At 34.1% G+C, this 17,038-nt stretch carries 17 protein-coding genes; all 17 read right to left on the bottom strand.

Going from position 1 to position 17,038, the window contains the following annotated elements; all coding sequences use genetic code 11:
* Positions 1-2 precede the first annotated feature (2 nt).
* Complete coding sequence (hemL, locus tag MHI00_RS07175; protein WP_015076624.1) at positions 3-1,298, bottom strand: glutamate-1-semialdehyde 2,1-aminomutase; 1,296 nt, start codon at positions 1,296-1,298, stop codon at positions 3-5.
* Positions 1,295-2,683, bottom strand: coding sequence for a glutamyl-tRNA reductase (gene hemA, locus MHI00_RS07170; protein ID WP_010052979.1), 1,389 nt, complete (start codon positions 2,681-2,683; stop codon positions 1,295-1,297). The genes hemL and hemA overlap by 4 nt, the downstream gene beginning before the upstream one ends.
* A 133-nt stretch (positions 2,684-2,816) precedes the next feature.
* Positions 2,817-3,404 carry a ribosome biogenesis GTP-binding protein YihA/YsxC gene (yihA, locus tag MHI00_RS07165; protein ID WP_010052977.1) on the bottom strand — a complete coding sequence of 196 codons (588 nt, stop codon included), beginning with the start codon at positions 3,402-3,404 and terminating at the stop codon, positions 2,817-2,819.
* 316 nt (positions 3,405-3,720) lie between these two features.
* Positions 3,721-3,951 (bottom strand): hypothetical protein, encoded by a 231-nt coding sequence (locus MHI00_RS07160; protein ID WP_341112300.1) that lies wholly within the window; start codon positions 3,949-3,951, stop codon positions 3,721-3,723.
* Between the two features lie 71 nt (positions 3,952-4,022).
* Positions 4,023-4,427, bottom strand: a complete 405-nt coding sequence (locus MHI00_RS07155) for a hypothetical protein (RefSeq protein WP_157455472.1) — start codon at positions 4,425-4,427, stop codon at positions 4,023-4,025.
* A 107-nt stretch (positions 4,428-4,534) separates the two neighbouring features.
* The gene (locus MHI00_RS07150) at positions 4,535-5,557 is read right to left on the bottom strand and encodes a hypothetical protein (RefSeq protein WP_010052972.1); all 1,023 of its coding nucleotides are present in this window, start codon (positions 5,555-5,557) and stop codon (positions 4,535-4,537) included.
* A 7-nt stretch (positions 5,558-5,564) separates the two neighbouring features.
* On the bottom strand, positions 5,565-6,668 hold the full coding sequence (locus tag MHI00_RS07145) for a siphovirus ReqiPepy6 Gp37-like family protein (RefSeq protein ID WP_341112293.1): 1,104 nt from the start codon (positions 6,666-6,668) through the stop codon (positions 5,565-5,567).
* Positions 6,669-6,670: 2 nt separating this feature from the next.
* Positions 6,671-7,615 carry a phage tail domain-containing protein gene (locus MHI00_RS07140; protein WP_187958308.1) on the bottom strand — a complete coding sequence of 315 codons (945 nt, stop codon included), beginning with the start codon at positions 7,613-7,615 and terminating at the stop codon, positions 6,671-6,673.
* On the bottom strand, positions 7,615-9,207 hold the full coding sequence (locus tag MHI00_RS07135; RefSeq protein WP_341112288.1) for a phage tail protein: 1,593 nt from the start codon (positions 9,205-9,207) through the stop codon (positions 7,615-7,617). The genes MHI00_RS07140 and MHI00_RS07135 overlap by 1 nt, the downstream gene beginning before the upstream one ends.
* A 21-nt stretch (positions 9,208-9,228) precedes the next feature.
* On the bottom strand, positions 9,229-9,462 hold the full coding sequence (locus tag MHI00_RS07130) for a hypothetical protein (protein ID WP_010052968.1): 234 nt from the start codon (positions 9,460-9,462) through the stop codon (positions 9,229-9,231).
* Between the two features lie 83 nt (positions 9,463-9,545).
* Complete coding sequence (locus MHI00_RS07125) at positions 9,546-9,980, bottom strand: tail assembly chaperone (RefSeq protein WP_010052967.1); 435 nt, start codon at positions 9,978-9,980, stop codon at positions 9,546-9,548.
* 79 nt (positions 9,981-10,059) lie between these two features.
* Entirely contained in the window at positions 10,060-10,584 is a 525-nt protein-coding gene (locus tag MHI00_RS07120; RefSeq protein ID WP_015076633.1) for a phage major tail protein, TP901-1 family, read from the bottom strand.
* Between the two features lie 334 nt (positions 10,585-10,918).
* Complete coding sequence (locus tag MHI00_RS07115; protein WP_015076634.1) at positions 10,919-11,263, bottom strand: DUF1492 domain-containing protein; 345 nt, start codon at positions 11,261-11,263, stop codon at positions 10,919-10,921.
* Positions 11,264-11,494: 231 nt separating this feature from the next.
* Positions 11,495-12,739 carry an ATP-dependent protease ATP-binding subunit ClpX gene (gene clpX / locus MHI00_RS07110; protein ID WP_010053615.1) on the bottom strand — a complete coding sequence of 415 codons (1,245 nt, stop codon included), beginning with the start codon at positions 12,737-12,739 and terminating at the stop codon, positions 11,495-11,497.
* Between the two features lie 256 nt (positions 12,740-12,995).
* The gene (gene rpoD / locus MHI00_RS07105; protein ID WP_010053614.1) at positions 12,996-14,108 is read right to left on the bottom strand and encodes an RNA polymerase sigma factor RpoD; all 1,113 of its coding nucleotides are present in this window, start codon (positions 14,106-14,108) and stop codon (positions 12,996-12,998) included.
* A gap of 334 nt (positions 14,109-14,442) precedes the next feature.
* Entirely contained in the window at positions 14,443-15,723 is a 1,281-nt protein-coding gene (gene tig, locus MHI00_RS07100) for a trigger factor (protein WP_010053613.1), read from the bottom strand.
* Between the two features lie 197 nt (positions 15,724-15,920).
* Complete coding sequence (locus MHI00_RS07095) at positions 15,921-16,880, bottom strand: tetratricopeptide repeat protein (RefSeq protein ID WP_056999496.1); 960 nt, start codon at positions 16,878-16,880, stop codon at positions 15,921-15,923.
* Positions 16,881-17,038: the final 158 nt, after the last annotated feature.

Raw genomic sequence — 17,038 nt, 5'->3', positions numbered from 1 at the left:
AGCTATTTATTCATAATTAATGCAGTAAAACTTTCATCCATTGCTACCAGTGTCTCTTCAATATCCGAAAGCGTATGTGCCTTAGACAAGAACAAACCTTCAAACTGAGAAGGAGGTAAAAAGATGCCACGATTAGCCATTTCACGATAGTAATTCCCGAAAAATTCAGTATCACTCGCTTTACTTTCTTGATAATTAGAGACAGGTCCTGAATTAAAAAACAAACCAATCATACTGCCCGCACGATTAACTGTAATTGGCAGGTTATATTTCAAACTGAGTTTAGCAATTCCTGTTTCTAACGCATCTCCTAATTTCTCAAAATGAGTATAATCGGCTTCGTATAAATTACTTAAAGTTGCATAACCTGCTGCCATGGCTAAAGGATTTCCCGATAACGTCCCCGCTTGATAAACACTTCCAGCTGGCGCCATATGTTCCATAATATCACGTCGTCCGCCATATGCACCAACAGGAACTCCACCACCAATCACCTTTCCTAAACAGGTTAAATCTGGGGTAACAGAATAATGCCCTTGCGCAGAATAATACCCAACTCGAAAACCCGACATTACTTCATCAAAAATAAGCAATGCACCATCTTTTGTCGTTACCTCTCGGACTGTTTCTAAGAAACCAGGAACAGGTGGAATAACTCCCATATTGCCTGCTACCGGCTCAACAATTACAGCAGCAATTTGGCCTTGATACTCTTTAAAAATCCTTCTAACAGCTTCACTGTCATTATAAGGCGCCACTAACGTATTGCTTGTTGTACTTTTCGGAACACCTGGAGAATCTGGCAAACCTAATGTTGCTACCCCTGAACCAACCTTTACTAGGAGAGCATCATCATGTCCATGATAACTTCCTTCAAGTTTTAAAATCTTATCTCGACCAGTGTAACCACGAGCCAAACGTAAAGCACTCATAGTTGCTTCTGTTCCAGAATTAACAAAGCGAATCATCTCGATTGAGGGGACTCGTTCAATGACTAATTTAGCCAACTTATTTTCCATTAACGTTGGTGCTCCAAAACTCGTTCCTAAGCTAGCTGTTTGTTGAATAGCAGCAACAACATGTGGCTCTGCATGGCCTAAAATCAGTGGACCCCATGATAATACATAATCAATATAACTATTTCCATCAACATCCACAATTCGACTACCTTTTCCATGATCCATGACGATTGGGGGCACATCTACGGATTTAAACGCTCGGACAGGACTACTCACCCCTCCCGGCATTAATTCAACAGCTTCACTAAAAATCGCTTCTGAATGTTCTGTCGACCTCATAAATCGCCCTCCTTTTCTAACAGTTGTAAGTCTTCGATTGGGACTTCTGTCTGTTCTTCACTTTGTTTTAAACCAATTGAACGAACAAATAGTTCCAGTGCATCATTCATATCCTTACTTGGGTTCATTCGAGCAAACTCTTTCATCGATTGAATCGGAGTTTTAATCAATTGATTCACAACACTTTGCATATGTTTATCTATCAACTTCATTTCTCTAGCATCTAAATCAGGTAATTTCTTAGCTAAACTATCAATTGTCTTCTCTCTAATTGCCATCGTATCTTTTCTAATTTGATAAATGTAAGGAACTGCGCGGCGCTCTTGATACCAACGATTAAACTTAATTACAGCTTCATCAATATCCGCTAAAATACCTTTAATTATTTTTTCCCGCTCTTCTTTAAAATGATCAATTTGCACAGCTATTTGATCCATGTCAAAAATACGAATCCCTTTAACTAAATTTAGGTCAGGGTCAACGTTCCTTGGAACCGCTAAATCAATCAGACATAATTCTTTAACTGAGCCACTTCTAATCGCCTGCATTTTAATAATACTCTCTGTTGTAACAATATATTCTGACGCTTTCGTTGCTACAATTACACCATCTGCTCCAGCTAAAGCCATGGGTAAATTTTCATATTCAGCGGAATATACATAACGCTTTAACTTTTCAGGATGATAGTTAGTTTGGACCCATTCATTCATATCATGGGCAAACGCCTCTGCTTTCAAACTATTTCTCGAAACTACCGTGATATGCTGTGCTCCATTTTCCAACAATGATTTTGCTGCCAAACGAATCATTTTACCCGCACCTAAAAGTAAAATTCTTTTTTCTTTTAAATTTTCCCACTCTAATTTTAAGAGCTCTACTGCTGCCGTACTCGGATTAAAAGAAAGTTGATCAATTTTCGTGTGAGTATGTACTCGTTTAGAAAATGAAACAGCCTTGTTAAAAAGCGAGCTTAGAATTGGACCTGCTGTTGCCACTTCCTGTGCATTTTTTAAAGCAAATTTGACTTGACTTAATATTTGCGTTTCCCCAACCATTAATGAATCTAGACCTGTTGCAACTTTAAAAATATGAGTTGCCACATCGCTATTTGACTTTCCATAACTTGTTGAGATCACATCAGATACGTCATAACCAGTATACTCTCCAATATAACGCAACATGTCACCATGCATAAATTCAGTTTGATCTATATATAAATAATATTCAGTGCGGTTACATGTCGTTAAAATAACTACTTCGCTAACCCCATTAAAAGCTTTAATTTCGGTTAATTGTTTTGGCACATCGTCCTCTTTAATTGTATACCGTTCTCTTATTTCTATCGGTGTTGTTTGATGACTTACGCCATACAATAAAATTTTCAACTTTACTCACTCCTATGACTAGCTACTGTAACCCGCTGTATTTTTAAGTTAAATACCAGAAAAAAACAACTAAGAAAAATCTTAATTGTTTTTCTAATCTTTCCTGACCTTTGATTATTGGCTAGTCAACTTTTTATAAAGCTAAATACTTCTCAATCAAACGCCAAGCCTCATCTTTTCCTTCGCCAGTTTCTGATGAGAACATCACAAATTCATCGTTTTTATCAAACTCTAACGTATCTTTGACAATCTTGATATGCTTGTTCCATTTACTGCGTGGAATTTTATCGGCTTTTGTAGCAACTACAATTACAGGCAAATCATAATATTTCAAAAATTGATACATTTGGACATCTTCCTTACTTGGAGCATGTCGCAAATCAACAACAGATAATACGGCTTTCAATGTGTCACGTTTTGTTAAATAGGTTTCTAACATTTGCCCCCATTTAGCACGTTCAGTTTTTGATACTTTAGCATAACCATAACCAGGTACATCAACAAAATAAAATTGATCTTGAATAATATAAAAGTTTAAAGTTTGTGTTTTCCCAGGCTTACTAGACGTCCGAGCTAATCCTTTTCGATTAATCATTCGGTTAATAAACGATGATTTCCCTACATTAGAACGACCTGCTAAAGCAATCTCTGGCAAACCTGTGCTTGGGTATTGAGCAGGTGCGACTGCACTTATTACGATATCGGCTTTATGCACATCCATTTTTTTAATCTCCATCTCTATTCTAAATTCTTTTACCATTTTAACATAAAAAAACAAGATAAGATATTCTTTCATAAAAATAAAAAAACATAAACAAAAAACAGAATTACCATCTATTTAGTGGTAATTCCATTTTTGTTATTTATTAAGACTAAAACATATTTTATTAATCAACATAATAGTGTTGCCCATCCATCCAAACTATATTTGAAGAAACCGTATTATGAATTATCTTACAAGTTCCATTTGTTAATACTTGGAAAATAAATTTTTTCGTTGTATCACTATCTTGTACTGTAGCTGACGCTCTATATTCTTAACTTGGATAAAAACCACTCGGCATAATCAAAAAGGTATAACCACCTGCAATTGGAAAATTACCACCACCACGAAACTCAACTCTATTCCCAATTTTACGGTAAGAAAATGGTTGATTGGCATTATGCGTCACTCCAGAAGTTATCGCTTTTATCCAACCAGAATCACTAACTTTAGCTTCTTTTTGATTTAATTCTGTTTGTAAATTAGTAATTTGACTAATATACAAAACTCACAAAGGACAATTCATTATTTAAAGATTTTTCGTGATTAAAGAAAATTTCCAGTTATTTCATTAACCTATACTGGCAATTCTTCGTCTGTAAACCATGATATTCCGTTAAAAATAACTGGCGCATTGTCTTTAACATTATATAAAACAACCACATTTCCGTCCTTATTAAAAAACAAAATACATCTATGTCCCGTAGATGACTCTTGAAACCCTAAATCATAAGCAAAACCATCGCTGGGCCTTAACCCTTTTGGCAAAACAAAAACAGTTGCACTAGTACTTTCATTTACAATGCTTGTTCCTTTTAATTTGACCTCCTTTCCAATTCTTCGTACCTGAATCCCTTTTACAGGTCCAGTAACATCAACCCAGCCACTATCATATATTGCTATTTCCAATTTTTTGAAATTTTCATCAATTACTGTCCCTGCTTTTTTCATACCATCATAAATTTCTTCTAATTTTGCCATTATATTATAACTCCTCATTTTTTATTTTTAATTTATAGTATTTCTAAACTTTTTAACCATTATATGCCTTGAAAACTTACTCCATGTTGCACCATTTTTTTAATATATCACTTTATATTATTAACGTTATCATTAATCCTAATTTCCAATGAATTGATATCTTCAATTAACAAATATTTATTTGATGTTAGTTTAATAATAGTAGGATGTTCCATACTATAATTTTTAGGTACTAAGACAGATAGCTTATTTCGACTATAATAACGCACCTCAGCCACTATGCTGGATACATCGGTTCCATCAAAATTAATATCGTTAGGTTGAGTATTTAAAGGAACTGTGCCAATTCCATATCTCCATGCTAAAACAGATATCTGAGGAAATTCTTTTAAATTATGCTCAATGGTCAAAACTACTTCTGTTGCTTTTAATTCTTTTTTGTCCGCAATAAGTTCATTTAATTGATTTTGTAAATTAGTTGCAGTATTTTCATCTAACATTTCTTTTAAATAGTTGAACCAATCTCTAAATTCTTTTTTTGCTTCAACTAGATATTTTTTTAGTTCCTCTGTATTCAAGTTCATTTCATTTTGTTTATTTTCATACCATTTTTTCCAGTCTGCTTCAAACTGTAGCCATAAAGTTGTTGGATCAATATCAATTAGCGAGCTAACATAGCCACATAATTCACCATTCCCTCTCGTATCCTTGATCATGCTCTGAGTAATTGGCAAACCACCACCAGGAATCGCTACTTCCGCTAACATCAATTCATAAATCGAATTTGTTCGCGTCAACTCAGTCGTTCCTTTTGTCTCCACACTCATTAAACGTTCATTTAAATCCATTCGTAAGACAACTGCACCTTTTTTAGCCGTTCCAGAAACATCGGCTACTTTAAAGACAATCGTTTTAGCTTCTGTCAATTGATACAGATAACCGTTAATATTTCCGTAACCAGCTCCAACGACTACTGCTAATCCATTTGTTTTAGAAGCTAGTACCTGTAAATTTTCACTATTATTACTAAATACACCGTTTGAAAATAAATGGGAAAAATAGCCCGTAAAATCACTTGCTTTGTATTTACGATCCCCGTTTTTAGAAGGGAAAAATAAGCCTTGTTCCATCTCTCAATCACTTCACTTTCTTTCTAATTTTATCAACCAATGTCGGTACTTGATTGCCGAATGACAATCGAATTTCCAATCCTCGTTCTTCGTAAACTTCTTCTACAGTCTCAATCCTTGTATCTAGTTCTAAGCCTAAACTCTCTGATAGAATTGTGACTCGATCGCCTAACATGAAGTCCTCTTGATAACGAGTAGACCCATTCATTACAACATCTGCTTCAACGGTTTGAATGATCTGGAAGTCTAACAACTCTTTCGTTCCTACTTGTTTGACTAACTCTTTTTGTTGCGTTTCAGTTAATTTATCTTCGCCTGTAGGTTGTCCAATATTTTTAGCATCAACATAGATTTCTCTTCGCAAAATGTCTGATGTGGAATTTGCTACTTCTAATAAATATTTCTGCTCTTCCCATTGTGATTCTACTAAAGCTGTCGTTTTTAAATTCAAATTATTAACTATAACTGATTGGGTTAAAATGTTTTCAAAATCCTGTGAAAATAAAACTTTTATGTTTTTTGATTGGCCATTAGTACGATCTACACCTTCATATATTGTTAGAACTAATTGCTTAGTACTCAATTCTATCTCAACAGAAAAACCCCATTCTAATTCTTGGCACAACGTTGAAATAGATTCTAATAAATTCGTATATTTTAATTCCACCGACATTGTTCGTGTCGAATTTGGAAAATCGCCCAATTTAAACTGCTTCATTTTGCGTTGATTATCTTTAGGGTTTATGACACAACTCTCCAACCAATCATGTATTAATTTTTGAGGTGTTCCAAAATAAGCTTTTTCACCTAGAATAATCCTTCGATCTAAATAAGCCCTTAAATCGCGCCCTTTTATAACAATCTCTCCACCATTTTTTTCAAAATTTGAATTCATTTCTTCAATTAAATAACCAACTAATTCTGACTCTTTCATTAAAATATTTCCTAATGATAATTGGTTATCTTGAATTAATTGCAGATTTTCTTCCGTCATTGGCAGATGTAACTCAAATTCACTTGGTACTGAATATCGCTTTGTTAGAACAAAACTACTAAATTGTTCAATTCCATTAATACGCTCCAACTCTTGATTTAATACCCATAAAATCATATTTATACCCCCACGTAACGTGATTCATACTGAACCTTAATTTCTAATTGATCGCTATGAGTCGCGGCTGTAGAACGTAGATAATTCTCTCCAACACCTAATTGTATAAAAGTACTATCCATAGTTAATGTATTAAAAATATTTAGCCATTTTTGCCTATCATCTGACCACTTTTCAACTCGTTTTTGACCCGAAATAGTTGAAATTCGGATTCTATCACCAGCTTTCATACTCGTCAGTAATTTCATTTTCTGCGTACTTGACCCATCTGGCATGATACGAATGATTTCAGGATTCAACACATCACCACTAGCGCTTAACAAAAAAATTGCACCCGTGAACTCATCACCATCATTTTCTAAGGTAACTAGTCCATCTTTTAGAAAGGTTTCTAACTCGATACCTAAGTCTTTATTTTCAGTTAATGGAAATTCTAGCTCCCACTCTAAATTGGGTTGCCAATTAGATAAATAATGAACCTCAGAATTTTCTGCATACCAGAAAGGATCTGAGGCAACTAATGTTAGTGTCACTCGTTGTCTTTTTTTTCCTAAATAATCTTCAGTTGTAAAGGTTGGAACATGGTCACTAGCAACATTGATTCGATACGTCTTTTGCTCTTCTTTATATCTTAACTCTAGTAAACCAGCTTTTGGATTGACTATTTTACTGATTTCTCGACGTAATTCTTCCATATTTTTACTTTCATCAGCTAAAATAACTAATTCGATTTGAAGTTCTCGCTCTGCCAAATTAGAATTGATATAGATACTTCCGTCTCCATGAGCATCCATCGTATGTCGATCTGCTTGAACTTCACCCAATCCATCTAGTTTTAATAAAAAATAGTTCCCTTTCGGATTGCCATCAGTGGCAAAAGTTTCAGTTATATAGTCCTTAATCATTAATTTTTGACCAAGTACTTGATTATAAATTTCACACTCCACTACATGTTCCACCCCATTTCTTGATTCGCTTGACGCATTTTACGCAGCAATTCAGAAGGTCTTGCAATAGGCTGATTAAATTGAATCGTTTGCTGATTGCTAATCATTTTACGGTTACTATTGCTTGCCTCTAACCCTTGAGTATCAATCATATTTGAAAAAGACAAAGGTTTAGATAAGCTGCGCATATCTGACATCTTCATTTTAAGATCTTTTGGATCTATCATTGCTGCTTCTGCTAAATGATCAGTAGCACGTTTAACTTTATCAGACTCACTCTCAATCCCGTTTGCTAATCCAATCGACATATATCCTCCAATACCTTTCATTACTCTCGAAGGTGATTTAATACCAAAAAGACCTTTAATTCCATCTAACATACTATTTCCAATTTCTTTAATTTTGTTAACCACAGCATTTTTCATAGCTCCCACACCATCTATTAAACCTTGAATAATATTTTTTCCTATATCCAACATGCCTGCCATTTTTTCAACAATACCATCTTTTAACTTGTTGAATATTTCAGCACCTTTATCTTTAAGTTGCCCGATAACAGTTGCAATCCCTGAAATAATCGTAGAAATAAAATCGCCACCAATTTTCAATAAATTTCCAATCATAGAAGTAATCCCTCCAATTAAAGCGATTAAAATCTGAATACCTGCAGCAATCAAGTTTGGAATTGCACTAATAACCATCGCAACAAAACCAACCATCAAACTTAATGCTGTCGCTAAAATAGTCGGAATAATCGTCACTAACCCACTTATAAAATTTGTTAATAGCGTAATTCCTGCTTGAATTAACCCTGGAACTGCTGAAATGATTGTATTAACAAAATTAGTTAACATTTCAATACCAGATTGAATAACTTCCGGAATCTTCTCGGAAAGCCCTTTAATAAAGCCTATAATTAAATTTTTTCCATTTTCTATAATTTGTGGAACTGCTTCAATAATCCCTGAAACAAAACCAAACAATTTATCTTTTAAGGTAATAAAAAATTCTCCTAATGACATATCTCCACTAAATACTTTGCTAATATCTGAAAATATTCCTAAGTGATTCATTAGCAATGCCACTCCTGCAACGACTGCAATGATTGGCAATGCAATCGCCAAAAATGGTGCAATTAATGCCCAGACACTTGCAGCTGCTGCCATTGCTCCAGTTCCAAGCGTGCTTAATAAAGGTAAAATCGCTGAAAAATTTGGCTTGGGAATAGATGACATTAAACCGCCTAAATCACTAAAATCTGCTCCCGTCACACTCAACATCTCTTGAAGATCTGTAAAGGTCCCTTTAATCTCCGAAAAACCTGATAGAGCACCTGATATATTCTCAGCACTACTGACAACACCACTAAATGCTCCTGACAATCCATCGATAATTCCAATATCTCCACTAAAAATATCCCCAATTGAACCGGCAGAATTTTTAATATCTTCAACCGCAGAATGGACAGCTCCGAACGGTTCCATTAATTGCCCTATAGTACCTGACAATGCGGAAAAATCATCTTGAATAAGTCCGACAGTTCCTAAGATATCATTTAAATTACCTGACATACCAGATAAATTCATATCCATACTGTTCCTCCTTTCTAGTTTTTATACTTGTGCATCTGCTATAAATTTCACCTCATAGTATTTCAAAGCACGACTTGCATTACTGATTAAATTTGGATTAAGTTTATTTTCATGACTTCCTACACTTAGACTTCTCAGAGCTTTTTCTTTATCGAAAATTTTACGCTCCTTCGCTTGCTTTGCATGATGGGCATAGCGATTGGCCATAGCTGATTTAGCCATCATCTCATAACTATCTATGACTCTGAGTTGCATTCCTTTAATTGCAGCTTCATATTCAGCAATACTTAATTCTAAAATATCATCGATAGAACTTACTCCATATTGAAAACAAGTTTCTATAATTTTGAGAGTAGAGAAATGGCTTTCTTGCGTTTTTGTTCCATCTGTTTTACTAGTTCTTTGTTGCTGGCTTCCTTCTTCAAATTTTCCATTACTGTTTTTCTTGTTTTTGCGAAAAAACCGCTTAGTTCCATGACACCTACTGCTTTTAAAAACAGCACATCTAGCGCTTCCTCATCTTGTTCTAGCAGCTTATCAAGTGCTGTTTCAATTTGATCCATGCTGGGTCTTTCTGACGTTTTAATGCCGTAATATAGAAAATTTAACAAGGCATTAATTGAATCACTTTGTAGTCCCATATATAATAGTGCCAAACCATTTAGCTGATTGATGCCATCTTTCTTAGTTGATAAATACGTCTCAATGTCTCGAGCAAAACGTAAATTCCCCTTAACCTCATAAGCTTTTTCATTAATATCAATGGTAAACATCTAATTCCTTCTTTCTAGTTGCTAACTTTTAATTTGACTAGTAGAAACATACGTATCCTACTAGTCGAGATACTCAGTACTATTCTTTTGCTGCTTCTTCACCTAGCTCACCAGTTTTTTCTCCTGGATTTTCAAAACCATATAAAGCTAGATTAATTAATTCTTCTGGAATATCCGTTAACGTTCCTGGTTGGGTTTTTCCAATTACTGGTAAAGTAACTGTTAACTCTGCAAAACTATCTGCATCTGAAATTGCCACACTTTGAATAATTGAATAACCAAAACGAGCAGGATATGAACCATCAGTATTTTGCTGTAATTCAACGCGCCAAACTTTAACTTGTTCTTCATTGTCATATGCATTGGCAATTGCTTCTTGCCCTGCATCCCCTGGTGCTGAATAAAGAGTTAATTCAAACGTTTCAGTCTTTGCCCCATATCCTAAAATACGTCCTGACTTTGTTTGTTCATCTAAAGCCTCATGTTCACGTGTCCATGTTCCTTCTGTCTGGAAACCAGGAAGTAATGCTTTTGCTCCTTTTGCTGCGTTTGTTGCTTGGACTAAATAAACTACTTTCTTCCCTTCAATTGGTTGTACTGTCATTTTACATTCCTTCTTTCTTTTTTTTAGATTATAAATCTTTGTTGTTAGGAAGTCTTACTTGCCTTTCAACATCCTTAGTATACAACCTAAACGAACGAACGTTCCCTCTTGTTTCGTCATTTTTCCTTCTTTCAATCTTTATAATCTCTGTCAGTCTTCTTTCGACTTCCTTTTAATACTGTCTAAAAGACTGTTTCAAATAACTTGTGATTCCCTATCTAAAATTCTAATTCTATTTATTAAACAGCAAAAAAGAGCTATTCTGAAAGTAAAATCAAAATAACTCTTTTTTATTTAATCAATTTTCCCATTAAACTAAGTAACACTTTTAGGTTTAAAACCCCCATAAAAAACTTAATAATTCAAATGCATCTTTTTTTAAGCGATAGTAATAAGATTCACTCATATTCAACTCCATGTAAACTTGAATGTCTGTTTCATACTTGTTTTGAACAATGTAACGCTTGGTTAAAATATCTTTTTGCAGTTCATCTGGCAACGAAGATATCGTTGCCTTAATTGTCTCTAGCTCAAGCTTAGCTTCTTCCAAACGCTTTTTTAACGCCGGTTCAGCAATTACTCGTTCAGAGAGCTTAACCATTGCCGTTAGTTTGGGGATATTTCTTAAACGCTCATCAACCAATTTTTTACTTTGTTGCTTTACATAAACTTCTCCCATTTTATCACCACTTCATCATATTGAGATTAGAGGTTATCTCTTTATTTCTATTTCCATTGTAACGAACATTTGTTCGATAAGCAACAAAAAAAAACTTCAATTACCCAAAATGAGTAATTGAAGTTTTTTTATTTTTTTATTTTAATCAATTGAAAGTCAACAATATAAGGCTTTCTTTGAACTTTATCAACTGATTTTTTTAAGGTATAGGTTACCTTTAACTCTTTTAATTTATACAACTGCTGAACCTTCAGTATCATATAGTTCAGGCTTTCCAGAACCAATAACCGTATCTTCAGTAATCACGCATTTGGTAATTTCAGGACGACTTGGTAAATCGAACATAATTTCTAACATAATACTTTCTATAATGGAACGCAATCCACGAGCACCAGTATTTCGTTCAATCGCTTTTTTAGCAATTTCTCGTAAAGCCTGATCTTCAAAAACCAATTCAACATCATCTAAGTCAAACAATTTTTTATATTGCTTCACTAATGAATTTTTTGGCTCAGTTAAGATATGGACTAAATCCTCTTCTGTTAGCTTTTCTAAAGCTGCCATAACAGGCAAGCGTCCAATAAACTCTGGTATTAAACCAAATTTCAATAAATCTTCTGGAATAATTTGTTGCATTAGACTTTGACTCTCATCAATTTTTTTCGTGTTGGTACCAAAACCAATTACTTTTTCGCCCATTCGATTTTTAACAATCTCTTCAATGCCATCGAAAGCTCCACCGACAATAAATAGAATATTACTTGTATCTAATTGGACAAACTCTTGATGCGGATGCTTACGCCCTCCTTGAGGCGGAACGTTTGCAACTGTACCTTCAAGAATTTTCAATAATGCTTGTTGAACACCTTCACCACTTACATCACGGGTAATTGATACATTTTCACTTTTACGAGCAATTTTATCAATTTCATCAATATAAATAATCCCTTTTTCAGCTTTTTCTACATCATAGTCAGCTGCTTGCATTAATTTTAAAAGAATATTTTCTACATCTTCTCCCACATAGCCTGCTTCTGTTAAACTTGTTGCATCTGCTATTGCAAATGGAACGTTTAAAATTCTAGCTAGACTTTGAGCCAAGAATGTCTTTCCTGAACCAGTAGGTCCGATTAATGAAATATTACTTTTTTGTAATTCAACTTCATCTTCTTGACCATTTAATTGATTCACACGTTTATAATGATTGTATACAGCAACAGATAAAGCTTTCTTCGCTTGATCTTGACCGATAACGTAGTCATTTAATATACTTCTAATTTCTTGCGGTTTAGGCACATCTAAGAACTCACCATAGCCAGCTTCATTGAATTCTTCATCAATAATTTCCTTACATAATTCAATACACTCATTACAAATAAACACGCCAGGTCCAGCAACAATTTTTTTAACTTGATCTTGTGATTTGCCACAAAAAGAACAATTAACCGGGCCCTTTGTTTCTTCATCATTAAACATTGCTTCATCCACCTCTATTCTCATTCATACCACTTTAATAGTATCAGATTTATCCCTCAACATACAAGGGATTCTCTACATCCATACTATCTTAGCATAAAGTTCTCTAAATTTAAAACATTTTTATTTCATTCCTACTAGAATGCATTTTTTATACGTGCAAAAACCCTATTCTTATGCCCTTAATGAGCAAAAAATAGAGTTCTCAATCAAAAGCACCAAGGAATCACTTTTAAATTTAATTTACGTTACTTCTTTATAAATAATCTTTTAATTGCTTAGAACGACTTGGATGACGTAATTTACGCAAAGCTTTTGCTTCAATTTGTCGAATTCGTTCTCTCGTTACGCCAAAAACCTTACCCACTTCTTCCAACGTCCGAATACGACCATCGTCTAGTCCAAATCGAAGGCGTAAGACATTTTCTTCCCTATCTGTTAGTGTATCCAATGCATCTTCTATTTGTAGCTTTAAAAGCTCATAAGAAGCTTGTTCTTCTGGATCAGCTGCTCCGTGATCTTCAATAAAATCACCTAGTTGAGAATCATCTTCTTCTCCAATTGGCGTTTCTAACGAAACTGGTTCTTGAGAAATTTTTAATATTTCTCGAATACGTTCCGTTGATAAATCCATTTCAGCACCTAATTCTTCAGGAGTCGCTTCACGACCTAAGTCTTGGATTAATTGTCGTTGAATTCGAACAAGCTTATTGATTGTCTCAATCATATGAACCGGAATACGGATTGTTCTCGCCTGATCCGCAATAGAACGTGTAATAGATTGGCGAATCCACCAAGTCGCATACGTTGAAAATTTAAAGCCTTTAGTATGATCAAATTTTTCAACAGCTTTCATTAGACCTAAGTTTCCCTCTTGAATTAAATCTAAGAATTGCATGCCTCGACCCATATAACGTTTGGCAATACTTACAACTAGTCTTAAATTGGCTTCTGCTAAATGATTTCTAGCATCTTGATTCCCTTCTAAAACTTGCTCTGCCAAAGTCACTTCCTCAGCACCTGTTAATAGATCAACCTGACCAATCTCTTTTAAATACATGCGAACAGGGTCGTCCATGGGTACACCCGCTGGTGGAGCTAAATCAGCTTTTTTTATTTCTATTTTTTCAATTGCTGGAACCAATAATTGACGCTCAGTCGGACCACCATCATCACCAACAACACTTACCCCAGCATCCTCAATCCGTTGAATCAATGTGTCGATTTCTTCAACAGTTAAATGATTGGGTAAGGCTAACTCTTTTGTTACTTCATCAATATGAACCATTGCTTTTAATTTGTGCTTTAAAATAAATTTATCAGTGGCTTTTTTCATTGTTTTTTTATCTCCCTTAGCTTGTGTACTCAATAAATTGCCTCCTGTTCAAATTTAATTAATGCTTCAATATATAAATTAATCAATCTAAAAAAATAATATTAGTTATCTTTTTTGTTACTAAAATGACTGATGAGACATAAAATTTGATACTCTGTAAAAATAGACCAAATAAAAAAAAGCGCTTAAAAATAGGATACATTGCCTCATTGAACCTACCTTAAGTATACTCTTTTAACTAAACAAAGCAACCTAAGCTATTTGTACAAAGACAAATAGTCCTATGATGCTTAAAAAATATTTTTTTACTAATTAAAAAGTATCCTATCACTTTAAATTTTTAGTGATAGGATACAAAATTTACTTCTTATTTTTCAACTGCTGTTTCAGTAATAGCGTCGATTGCTTTTTTCATTGAAATGTCATGTTTTAACATATCAACACTTAAAGCAGCACGAACAGCTTTTTCTTCCATGTTGTATTGTTCAGCAAGTTCTTTAATTTCTTTTTCAACTTCTTCTTCAGATGGATCAAAGCCTTCAGCAGCAACAATTGCTTCAAGAACTAGATTCGTACGAGTACGGATATCAGCATCTTCTTCCATTTGTTTATGCAAGTCTTCTTCAGTTGTGTTTGTTAATTGATAATACATTTCTGGAGAAACACCTTGACGTTGCATGTCATTTAAGAATTGATCCATTTGACGATGAACTTCATCATGTACCATTACATGTGGCAATTCAACGATTTCAGCATTATCAACAGCTTGACGAATAGCAGCTTCTTGAACAGCTTCCTCAGCTGCTGCTGTTTTAGCTTCAACTAGCTCAGCTTTAATTTTAGCTTCTAATTCTGCCAATGTTTCAACTTCTTCATCAACATCTTTAGCAAATTCATCATCTAATTCTGGTAATTCTTTAGCTTTAACTTCATGGATTGTTACGTTAAAGACAGCATCTGCGCCTTTTAAATCTTCAGAATGATATTCTTCTGGGAAAGTAACTTTCACTTCAACTGTATCGCCAGCCTTAGCTCCAATTAATTGCTCTTCAAATCCTGGAATAAATGAATTAGATCCAATTTCTAAAGAAGTATTTTCGCCTTTACCGCCTTCAAATGCAACACCGTCTTTGAATCCTTCGAAATCAATGACAGCAGTATCGCCATTAACAATTGCATCTTCTTTTAAAACTAATTCAGCTTGTGCTTCTTGTTTTTCTTTAATTTTTGCAGCAACATCTTCATCTGTTACTTCGCGATCTTGTTTTTCAACTGTTAAGTTTTTGTATTCACCTAATTTAACTTCTGGTTTTACAGTTACTTCTGCAGTAATAATCCAAGGTTGGCCTTTTTCCATGCTTTCAACATCAATTTTTGGTTGGTCAACTGGATCAATTCCAGATTCTTCCAAAGCAATTGTATAAGCTTCTGGTAAAAGAATGTTTAGTGCATCTTCAAATAAAGATTCTTCACCATACATTTTGTTAAACACTTGACGTGAAACTTTCCCTTTACGGAATCCTGGTACATTAAGGTTTTTTTTCACTTTGTTAAAAGCTTTTTCTAAACCTTCTTTAATTTTTTCTTCTTTAATTTCAAATTTTAAGACACCATCATTAGTGCCTTTCTTTTCCCATTTTGCAGTCATTAATATTCCCTCCGACACACTGATTTTTCGCAATCTTAATTGCAATTGCACACTCACTAATAGTACACTATCGTGAAAACTTTGTAAATACAAAGACAACAATACATTAAAAAAGTTTCAAGTTTTTGTTGTCTTTTCTATATAAAGCACTAATAAAAGCTTTTTATTTTTAAGACTTATTCCTATTATTCGCTTAATTAGCTCATTAATTCTAAAATCAACTCATTTAAACGATTTTGCCAAAGCTTTAAATCATCAAAATGGGGCAATTTTTCTGTTTGCCCAATGTAATCTAATTCATATTGCTGACGATAAAGCTCAACCCAAGTTTCTGGAGAGGTAATTACTTCTTCAATGAAAGGATATAAGAATATAAAATGCAGTTGTGCCTCTTGACTAACGCTAGCAAATAAAGTTGGATCATTTAAGCCAATCTTTTCTTCTAGCAATTGCTGTACCTGTCTAACTGTGGCATTCTCCTCAATTGAGGTCAATTCTTTGGGTCTAATAATGCGCTCTTGGTCGAACCAGGTAATTTCAATCGCTTCATCTAGTTGCTCATTAACAAGCCGTTCAATAATCGTTGCTTTGATTAATCCACTAACGAAAGGATTTTGTAGTAATAGTTTCGCTAATTTCAAGTAAGATTGAAATGGGATTGTGTCCATTTCCTTCATTAAATCTGATTGTTCTTGATAAGACTTATCCATCATTGATAGGACACGTTTTCCTATATCTGCTATCTTTTTTTCTTGACTAACTTGTTTGTTTTTTTGCTCTTCTTTAGAAAAGCCCAATAGACTTTGCCACGTGATTTTTTCAGAATCGTTCCCTTTACGCATCAACTGCTTTTTAATAATCGCCTCCGCCTGTAAAAAATAGTGAGAACGAATTAAAATAGAGACATAAAATGCGTATAATTGATTTTCCTTTTCATAGAAAGCCAATTGATCCTCTACCACTTCTTTAGCTTCTTGATAACGCCCCACTTGGTATAGAGCCGTTGCATAAAAAGTATTTATTTTTTCTTCCTGCTTTAATTGATACGCTTCTTTAAAGTATGGAAGAGACTCCTCCATCCGACCTAACTGGAAAGCGGCGACCGCCTTTTTTACATACTGTTCATAATTCTTAGGAAAAATAATTTTTTCTCCCATATTAATGTCACAACCAATCTATAATTTTGATGCTCACTTAATCTACTACTATCATAGCAGATTATCTTCACAAAAATCAGCATTTTTGTGTATTTCTTTTATTTTTAAAAAAATAGTTTAGTTCGACTCTTCTTTGTGATATGATGAACTAAACAAGA

The organism is Carnobacterium sp. FSL E2-0243, assembly GCF_038003605.1.
Classification (GTDB): domain Bacteria; phylum Bacillota; class Bacilli; order Lactobacillales; family Carnobacteriaceae; genus Carnobacterium; species Carnobacterium maltaromaticum.
This window is presented reverse-complemented; position numbering and strand designations above follow the sequence as displayed.

Bases quoted from the DNA above. Each gene is read 5' to 3' on its own strand.
- MHI00_RS07125 (WP_010052967.1), bottom strand. From the start codon at position 9,980: ATGTTTACCATTGATATTAATGAAAAAGCTTATGAGGTTAAGGGGAAT.
- clpX (WP_010053615.1), bottom strand. From the start codon at position 12,739: ATGTTTAATGATGAAGAAACAAAGGGCCCGGTTAATTGTTCTTTTTGT.
- tig (WP_010053613.1), bottom strand. From the start codon at position 15,723: ATGACTGCAAAATGGGAAAAGAAAGGCACTAATGATGGTGTCTTAAAA.
- MHI00_RS07120 (WP_015076633.1), bottom strand. From the start codon at position 10,584: ATGACAGTACAACCAATTGAAGGGAAGAAAGTAGTTTATTTAGTCCAA.
- MHI00_RS07130 (WP_010052968.1), bottom strand. From the start codon at position 9,462: ATGCAACTCAGAGTCATAGATAGTTATGAGATGATGGCTAAATCAGCT.
- MHI00_RS07095 (WP_056999496.1), bottom strand. From the start codon at position 16,880: ATGGGAGAAAAAATTATTTTTCCTAAGAATTATGAACAGTATGTAAAA.
- MHI00_RS07145 (WP_341112293.1), bottom strand. From the start codon at position 6,668: ATGATTTTATGGGTATTAAATCAAGAGTTGGAGCGTATTAATGGAATT.
- MHI00_RS07155 (WP_157455472.1), bottom strand. From the start codon at position 4,427: ATGGCAAAATTAGAAGAAATTTATGATGGTATGAAAAAAGCAGGGACA.
- hemL (WP_015076624.1), bottom strand. From the start codon at position 1,298: ATGAGGTCGACAGAACATTCAGAAGCGATTTTTAGTGAAGCTGTTGAA.
- yihA (WP_010052977.1), bottom strand. From the start codon at position 3,404: ATGGATGTGCATAAAGCCGATATCGTAATAAGTGCAGTCGCACCTGCT.
- MHI00_RS07135 (WP_341112288.1), bottom strand. From the start codon at position 9,207: ATGGATATGAATTTATCTGGTATGTCAGGTAATTTAAATGATATCTTA.
- MHI00_RS07150 (WP_010052972.1), bottom strand. From the start codon at position 5,557: ATGGAACAAGGCTTATTTTTCCCTTCTAAAAACGGGGATCGTAAATAC.
- MHI00_RS07115 (WP_015076634.1), bottom strand. From the start codon at position 11,263: ATGGGAGAAGTTTATGTAAAGCAACAAAGTAAAAAATTGGTTGATGAG.